6 protein-coding genes are annotated in these 7,779 nt (G+C 62.7%); 3 read left to right on the top strand and 3 right to left on the bottom strand.

Features of this window, described 5'->3' with window-relative positions; all coding sequences use genetic code 11:
• Window positions 1–267 precede the first annotated feature (267 nt).
• From CKO42_RS25070 to CKO42_RS25080, 3 genes are all read right to left on the bottom strand, one after another.
• The gene (locus CKO42_RS25070; RefSeq protein WP_200251463.1) at window positions 268–1,068 is read right to left on the bottom strand and encodes a transporter substrate-binding domain-containing protein; all 801 of its coding nucleotides are present in this window, start codon (window positions 1,066–1,068) and stop codon (window positions 268–270) included.
• Window positions 1,068–2,378 (bottom strand): ABC transporter substrate-binding protein, encoded by a 1,311-nt coding sequence (locus CKO42_RS25075; protein WP_200251465.1) that lies wholly within the window; start codon window positions 2,376–2,378, stop codon window positions 1,068–1,070. Before CKO42_RS25075 ends, CKO42_RS25070 begins: the two co-directional genes overlap by 1 nt.
• Before the next feature lie 326 nt (window positions 2,379–2,704).
• Window positions 2,705–4,306: an AmpG family muropeptide MFS transporter gene (locus CKO42_RS25080; protein WP_200251467.1), complete on the bottom strand. Its 1,602-nt coding sequence runs from the start codon at window positions 4,304–4,306 to the stop codon at window positions 2,705–2,707.
• Window positions 4,307–4,575: 269 nt separating this feature from the next.
• Here CKO42_RS25080 and CKO42_RS25085 point away from each other — a divergent pair, with 269 nt between their 5' ends.
• The 3 genes from CKO42_RS25085 to CKO42_RS25095 all read left to right on the top strand — a co-directional run bounded on the left by CKO42_RS25085 (window position 4,576) and on the right by CKO42_RS25095 (window position 7,569).
• Entirely contained in the window at window positions 4,576–5,067 is a 492-nt protein-coding gene (locus CKO42_RS25085; RefSeq protein ID WP_200251469.1) for a DsrE family protein, read from the top strand.
• A gap of 121 nt (window positions 5,068–5,188) precedes the next feature.
• Entirely contained in the window at window positions 5,189–6,640 is a 1,452-nt protein-coding gene (locus CKO42_RS25090; protein ID WP_200251471.1) for a phospholipase D-like domain-containing protein, read from the top strand.
• A 65-nt stretch (window positions 6,641–6,705) separates the two neighbouring features.
• A complete protein-coding gene (locus CKO42_RS25095) occupies window positions 6,706–7,569 on the top strand; it encodes a transposase (RefSeq protein ID WP_200251484.1) in 864 nt (287 codons plus the stop codon).
• Window positions 7,570–7,779: the final 210 nt, after the last annotated feature.

Genomic DNA, 7,779 nt, shown 5'->3' on the forward strand with positions numbered 1-7,779 from the left:
GGTGAGTGGTGAGTGGTGAGTAGTGAGTGGTGAGTGGTGAGTGGTGAGTGGTGAGTGGTGAGTGGTGAGTGGTGAGTGGTTAGCCGGGCCAAGTGGGCTGGTGGCAATTGGTGACCGTTGGCCAGCCGGGCTATGGTCGTCTGACCTTGTTCGCCGGAGAGAAGAGGCTGCAGAAGACCGGCAGATTATCCAGCGGCAGGTCTGTGGGTCAGTGAGCATGGCACGGTACGGCTCGGCTGTAAGCGCATTTGCCGCCGTGGGTAAAGCTTAGCGTGTGTTGATAGCCTTGGCGTCTTCACCGAGCCATTTGCGGTGGATGCGCTGGAAGACGCCGTTGGCCTGGATGTCTGCGACCGCGCGATCGAAGAGCCTGCGCAGCCCCTCGTTCTCTTTGCCGACGGCAACCGCGCTGCCGTAGCCGAGCCAGCGTGGTGCGTCGATCGGTGGGCCTAGCAGTGTGAAATCGACGCCGTAGTCGGTGTTGAGGAAGGTGGCTTCGAGCGTTGCTTGGTCGGCTAGCACGATGTCGACGCGGCCGATCAGCAGGTCCAGTAGCGCGCCGGGCTGGGTGCTGTAGCGGATGATCTGCGACTGTTCGCCGTAGAGGTCCTGCAGGTACTGATCGAAGGTGGTATCGCGCCAGACGCCGATGCGCTTGCCAGCCAGCGCTGCGGGGGAGATGGTTGCCGAGGTGCCACTGGGCGCGACAAAGCGTGCGATCGAATGATGATAAGGGCGGGTGAACGCCACTCGCTCGCGGCGGGCATCGGTGACGGCGACTGAGGCGACGACGACATCGAGCCGGCGCTCGACCAGGCCAGACAGCAGCGCTGACCAGTCCGTCTGCTCTAGCACACACTCGAAGCCGGCGGCCTTGCAGAGTGCATTGGCGATGTCGATATCGAAGCCAACGAGGTGGCCCTCTTCGTCGACGAAGCTCATCGGCGGGTCCTGTCCAAAGACGCCGACCCGCAGCTCGGCCGCGGCTGTCAGCGTGCTGCTCAGCAGGAACAGGCACATGAGGAGCAGGAGCCCCATCCGGAGCCGCTTTTGCTGAGCAAACAACATTAACGGAAGCTCCCAGCCTCGCTGAGCAACTCGAGTTCCTCCGCGAGCAGCGCCAGTGCCGTCTCGGCAGTGGTGGCGCCAGACAGGATTGCGTGAACGCTGTTTTGGAAGAGCTCGCTGACCCGCGTGTACTGTGCGCCGGTCACCGTCGAGGGCCGTGCGACGAGTGTCAGATCCGCTGATTCGAGCAGCCCCAGATAAGGCTGTTGCTGGCGCAGCTCCGACAGGCCGAGCAGCGCCGGGCGCGACGGGATATAGCCGCCTTCCAGTGCTCGCTCGCGCTGCACCTCGCTGCTGGTCAGGTAGCGCACCAGATCCACGGCCAGCTCTGGATGCGCGGAGTACTTGGAGACCGCGAGCTGCCAGCCGCCGAGCGTTGCGGCATGCACACCCTGCGCGCCACCCTTGGGCAACAGCGCGACGCCGACCTTCCCGCGCACGCGCGAGTCCTCTGCGTTGAGCTCCTCCCAGGCGTAGGGCCAATGGCGCATGAAGGCGGCGTTGCCGGCCGCGAACTGTTCCAGCGTCTCGGTTTCGGTACTGGTCAGCACCGCATGCGGGGAGATGATCTCGATCCAATCGCTGGCGCGCTGCAGGGCGAAGCGGGCATCTGGGTTATCGACGGTGATGCGCCCGTTGGCGGCGATGAGGGTGCCGCCGCCCCAGCTCGCAAGCCATTCGATGGCGTTGCAGGTCAGTCCCTCGTAGCGCCATCCCTGCCAGATAAAGCCCCAGAAGCGGCTGTCGCCGTAAGCGCGCTGACCGTCTTGCAGGATGACGGCGGCGTCGGCGAGCTGGCGCCAGGTCTGGGGAACCTCAAGGCCGGCGGCCTCGAGTAGGTCGCGGCGATAGTAGAGCAGGCCCAGGTCCAAGAACCAAGGCAGGGCGACGAGTCGGCCATCGATGCTGTTGTTGGCGATCAGGGACGGGAAGAACGCCGCTTCACCCGACTTCGCATCCTCTGCTTCCTCTCCAGCCTCTGCTGCAAGGTAGGGGCGCAAATCGGCCAGATGTGGCGCCAGCTTGCCGGGCCACACGATGTCGATCTCCATCACGTCGAGTCGCTGCGCGCCGACCTCGAGCAATTCCTGATACAGCGCTAGCCGCTCGTCGGACAGTGCTGGCGCGGCCAGCACGCGGACCTCGTGCCCACGCGCCTCGGCCCAGCGCTCGGCGGCGTTGCGACAGAACTCATGCTCCGCGGGAAAGCGGCCGCAGGAGATCGTCAATTGCTCGGCGATGACGCTGTCGGCGCCGCCCTGTGCGAGGGCGGCGAGCAAAACCAGGGGAACAAGCTTTGAAGTGATCAACCTGTAAACCGCAGATGACGCAGATGCGCGCAGATGAAAAGAGTATAAAACAAAGCTCTAACAGGTTTAGGCGATTGCCGGAAAAGCTCGTACTGAATTGCGCAGGATTTTCGTTTGCCTTCAAGGAGTGTCGTCGGAAGCATAGCCGGGGTCTGTGACCGACGACGCGACGCGGAAGGCGAGCGAAAAGACCAGCAAGGCGGTACGAGCTTTGACAGAAATCGCCTTAGCTAGGCCACCCAACAGGTGAAGTATTGATGCGCAGCAGCGTCTCGAAATCTCTGCATTAATCTGCGCCATCTGCGGTTCAAATGCGCTTTGTAGGGTCAGGGCTCCTCCCTCAGTGCCAGCCGCCGTCCGGCGAGCCAGACCAGCACGAGCACCGGCACCCCGATCAGCGTCGTAAAGATGAAGAAGCCAGGATAGCCGATGCCGTCGACGATCGAGCCCGAATAGCCGCCGATTACCTTCGGTAGCAGGGTCATCAGGGAGCTGAAGATGGCGTACTGCACGGCGGTGAAGGACACGCTGGTCAGGCTCGACAAGAAGGCGACGAAGGCGGCGCTGGCGAGGCCGGCAGCGAGATTATCGGCGGCAACCGTCAGATACAGCAGCGGCAGGCTGTGGCCGACATAGGCCAGCGCGACGAAGATCAGATTGGTCAGCGCCGAGAGCACCGCGCCCAGCATCAGGATGCGCATGACGCCAAAGCGGGTTGCCATCAGCCCGCCGATGAAGCCACCGGCGATGCTGACCACGACGCCGAAGGTCTTCACCGCCTGGGCGATCTCGGGCTTGGTGAAGCCCAGGTCCTGATAGAAGACGTTGGCGATGACGCCGAGCACGATGTCCGAGATCCGGTACAGGCCTATCAGTGCCAGCAGCAGCAGCGCGGTCTGCAGCCCATAGCGACGGAAGAAGTCGAGCACCGGCGCCACCCAGGTCTGCCGGGCCATCTCGCGATTCACTGCGCCGACGCGGACCAAGGCCCAGCCGACCAGCCCAGCGATGCCGAGCGCAAGCGCGAAGTGCAGCGTCTCGAGCAGGAAGGCGCCGAACGGACCGCCGCCTGTGGCCTGCTTGAGCGCGGCGACGGTGCTGCTGGTGAAGAAGAAGGTGCCCGCAAAGGCCGCGACCGCGAGCAGAAAGACCAGCACCAGGCGGGCGTAGTCCATGGGCCCGTAATGGTAAGCGTCGACGCGCTCTACCTCGGGCTCGCGCACCAGCAAGGTGGTGGCGACGCCGATCAGCATGGTCGCGGCCATGATCAGATAGGTGAGCCGCCAGGCCTGGTAGGAATACTGCTCCATCGACGACATGAACATCGCCGCTAAGAACAGCGCGCCGGCGCCGCTGGTGACCATGCCGATTCGATAGCCAGCGATGTAGGCCGCCGAGAGCATGCCCTGCATCGCCGGTGGCGCGATCTCGATGCGATAGGCATCGATACAGATGTCCTGAGTCGCGGCCGAGAAGCCGAGCATCACCGCCGCCAGCGCCATCAGCACCAGACTGTGATCGCCTTGGGCCGGGTCGACCGAGGCCATCAGCGCGATGGCGGTGATGATCGCGATCTGCGACAGCAGCAGCCAGCCACGTCGACGCCCGAGGCGGCGCGTCAGCCAGGGCAGCGGCAGCCGATCGACCAATGGCGCCCAGATGAACTTGAACGAGTAGCCGAGCGCGGCCCAGCTGAAGAAGGTCACCGCACTGCGCTCGACCCCGGCCTCGCGCAGCCACAGCGACAGCGACGAGAAGATCAGCAGCAGCGGGATGCCGGCGGCGAAGCCGAGGAACAGCATCGTCAGCACGCGCCGATCGCGCAACGCGCTCAGGACCTTACGCCAACCCTGATGCCCCTCGCCGGCGGTGGCTGAGGATGCACTTGTGGCGGTGGATGGGGATGCGCTGGTCTTGGAGGTCGTCATCAGCTTAGGCGGCTCCGGGCATGGCGTTCGATGCAGTTAGGATTGGCGACGCAGCCAATCGCGGCAGGGCGCGTCATGCTAACTCGAATTGGCTATCACGGGTGCTGATCCGGCGTTGTGGGGTGGGGCTGTCAGGCGGCGTCTTTCCGGACTAAACTGGTCGGGCTTTCTCAAGTTCGGTATCGAGTAGAGATCCTGGAGTCGGGCTTGAGGCGGGCAGCGTTCAGCGCTGATCAAGCGCAATAACAACAACCACCAGAGGTACTGCAATGTTTCGCCAATCGATCTTGAATCGAGTCTCGTCACTCTGTGCGGCGTTCATGTTAGCCGCTTCGGCCAGCGCTCCCACCCTAGCCGCCGAAGGTTACGATAAACAAAAGGTGGTGTATCACCTGAACGAGTACGGTCCGCAGAAGCAGACCGCAGTGCTGCGCAATGTGCAAAACCATCTCAATGCGGTTGGCGCAGACAACATCGAGCTTGCGGTCGTGATGCACGGCAACGGTCTCTCGTTACTGCTGTATCCGGATTCGTTGTCCGAGACCAAGATGAAGGAGGCCAATGCCGACGATCAGATGCAGGCGCGCATCGCCGGCTTGAAACAGCAGGGAGTGGCATTCAAGATTTGCGCGAACACACTGAAAGGGCGCAATGTGGAGATGGATGATCTCTACGATGCTGACGACGCTGACATTGTACCCAGTGGCGTCGCCGAGATCGCGAAGTTACAGGCTCAAGGCTACACCTACCTAAAACCTTAGCGAGCCTCTTCTGAAACCCTAGTGCGCCTTCGCTCGGGGCAAGCGCCGCCCGCTGCCAGAAAGCAGCCGGCGGCGACTCACTAACCACTAACCACTAACCACTCATCCCGACACCCGGCACATGGACCTGAGCCACCTCTTATCCGACCTCTGGATCATCAGCTTTCTCGGCCTACAGACGGCCGCAGTGGTCCTAACGACCACGCATCTGGTGCTCAGCAACCGCGATGTCCCCTCCACCGTGGGCTGGACTGGGCTGGTGCTGCTCACGCCTTTGGTCGGCGTGGCGCTCTACTGGGTATTCGGTATCAACCGGATCCAGCGCAAGGCACATCGGCTGCGCCCGGAGACCTCGATCCTGAGCGATGAGGCCAGCGTGCGCGCCGAGCAACGCGCCCATCGTCTGCTCGCGAGCCGCTTCCCGGGACTCATTCCACTTGGGCATCTGGGCGATGAGCTGACCTACTCGGTGCTCGAGTCCGGTAATCAGCTGACGCCACTGGCCAATGGCGATGCGGCCTACCCGGAGATGCTAGCCGCGATCGATGCCGCGCGGCGCAGTGTGGCGCTCTCGACCTACATCTTCGATAACGACTTCGCCGGCCGCTTGTTCATCAACGCGCTGCAGCGGGCGCAGCAGCGCGGTGTCCAGGTGCGGGTACTGATCGATGGTGCCGGTCAATGGTACAGCCGCCCGCATACTCCCAAGATCTTGCGCCAGCTCGGCATCCCGACCGGGGTCTTCCTCGAGTCCGCGCTGCCGATCCGTAACCCCTACCTAAACCTGCGCAATCACCGCAAGATCCTGGTGGTCGACGGGCGCCTGGGCTTCACCGGCGGGCTCAATCTGCGCGAAGGCTGTCTGCTCGAGCGCCATCCTCGGCACCCAGTGCAGGATCTGCACTTCAAGGTCGAGGGCCCGGTGGTGCGCGGGTTGATGGATACATTCGGGCTCGACTGGGCCTTCACCACCGGCGAGCGGCTTGGTGGTGATGATTGGTACCCGGTATTGGAGCCAGCCGGTGACAGCATTGCGCGCTGCGTGCCGGATGGTCCGGACGAAGACTTCGATGTGCTGCGCCGATTGATTCTGGGCGCGCTCGCCCATGCGCGGCACCGGGTGCGGATCATCACGCCCTATTTTCTGCCGGATCTGACCTTGATGGCGGCACTCAATGTCATCGCGATGAGCGGGATCGAGGTGCAGATCCTGGTCCCGCAGCGCAACAACCTCCGTTTCGTGCAATGGGCGGCAGAAGCCCAGGCCGAGCAGATCCTCGAAGGCCGCAGTCGCATCTTCGTCACCCCACCGCCGTTCGACCACAGCAAGCTGATGCTGGTCGATGATGCCTGGTGCTTCTTCGGCTCGGCCAATTGGGACCCGCGCAGCCTGCGCCTGAACTTCGAGCTCAACATTGAGTGCTACGACCGCCGGTTGGCGAGCCGGCTGAATGAGCTGGTAGATGAGAAGCTGGCGAGCGCAATCGAGATCCGCGCCGCCGATATGCGGGCTCGCACCTTGCCGATCCGGCTGCGGGACGGCTTTGCTCGGCTGCTGACGCCTTATCTCTGAGGTGATGGGGTCATGGGTAGGGGTCAGGTCTTGCAATCAAGCTTCCGCCTGCTAGACTCCAAGACATGGCTAGACCTCTACGCATCGAATTCGCCGGCGGGCTGTATCACGTCACTTCGCGCGGTGACCGCCGTGAGGCGATCTATCATGACGATGAGGATCGCCAAATGTGGCTGAATCTCTTGGGTGAGGTCTGTGACCGTTTCAATTGGCGTTGCCATGCCTACTGCCAAATGACTAACCATTACCACATCGTCATCGAGACGCCCGATGCCAACCTTTCCAAGGGCATGCGTCACCTGAACGGCGTATTTACCCAGAAGATCAACCGACGCCACGGGCTGATTGGCCACCTCTTTCAAGGGCGATTCAAAGCCATCCTAGTGGAGCGCGATGCGTACCTGATGGAGCTTGCGCGCTATCTGGTGCTGAATCCTGTGCGCGCCGGGATGGTGCTGGTCGCGGAGGACTGGGCCTGGAGCAGCTATCGGGCGATGGCCGGACAAGTACCGGCGCCCGATTGGCTGCAGACCGATTGGCTACTCGGCCAATTCGCCAATGAGCGCTCTCAAGCGCAAGTCCGGTATGCCGATTTCGTTCGCCAAGGGGTCGACCGACCGAGCGTCTGGCAAGGGCTGCGACATCAAGTGTTTCTCGGCAGCGATGGCTTCGTCGAACGCCACTGCGCTGCGGCCAAGCCCTTAGAGCACCTGCGTGAAGTTCCACGCGCACAGCGTCGACCCTTGGCCAAATCACTTGCCGACCTTGCATGCTGTTACCCAGACCGCAGAGAGGCCATGGCCCAGGCCTTCGCGACCGGCGTCTACAGCATGCAGGAGATCGCAGCGTTTTTCGGCGTTCACTACTCGACGGTAAGCCGAGCCGTGCGACAATTCGAGGCCAAGTCCGACTCCGCTCCAACAGTGTAGACGTGGAGTACTTATACTGCTTGAATGCAAGACCTGACCGTATGCCGTAACAGGCTGATTAACTTGCGGGTTGAAGTCCCGCCGATGGAGTTGCTCGTACACCACTGTAGTGCCCCGGAGCGGCGTTTGGGTAACCAAGGGTCGTGAGTTTCGTGGGTGCAAAACCGCAGGCCGCAGCGCAAGCGAACCTAGAGGTAGCCTCGTCACTTA

The organism is Lamprobacter modestohalophilus (assembly GCF_016583905.1).
Taxonomy (GTDB): domain Bacteria; phylum Pseudomonadota; class Gammaproteobacteria; order Chromatiales; family Chromatiaceae; genus Lamprobacter; species Lamprobacter modestohalophilus.

Excerpts from the sequence above, each read along its gene's own strand:
- CKO42_RS25070 (WP_200251463.1), bottom strand. The coding sequence starts at position 1,068 with ATGTTGTTTGCTCAGCAAAAGCGGCTCCGGATGGGGCTCCTGCTCCTC.
- CKO42_RS25080 (WP_200251467.1), bottom strand. The coding sequence starts at position 4,306 with ATGACGACCTCCAAGACCAGCGCATCCCCATCCACCGCCACAAGTGCA.
- CKO42_RS25085 (WP_200251469.1), top strand. The coding sequence starts at position 4,576 with ATGTTTCGCCAATCGATCTTGAATCGAGTCTCGTCACTCTGTGCGGCG.
- CKO42_RS25090 (WP_200251471.1), top strand. The coding sequence starts at position 5,189 with ATGGACCTGAGCCACCTCTTATCCGACCTCTGGATCATCAGCTTTCTC.
- CKO42_RS25095 (WP_200251484.1), top strand. The coding sequence starts at position 6,706 with ATGGCTAGACCTCTACGCATCGAATTCGCCGGCGGGCTGTATCACGTC.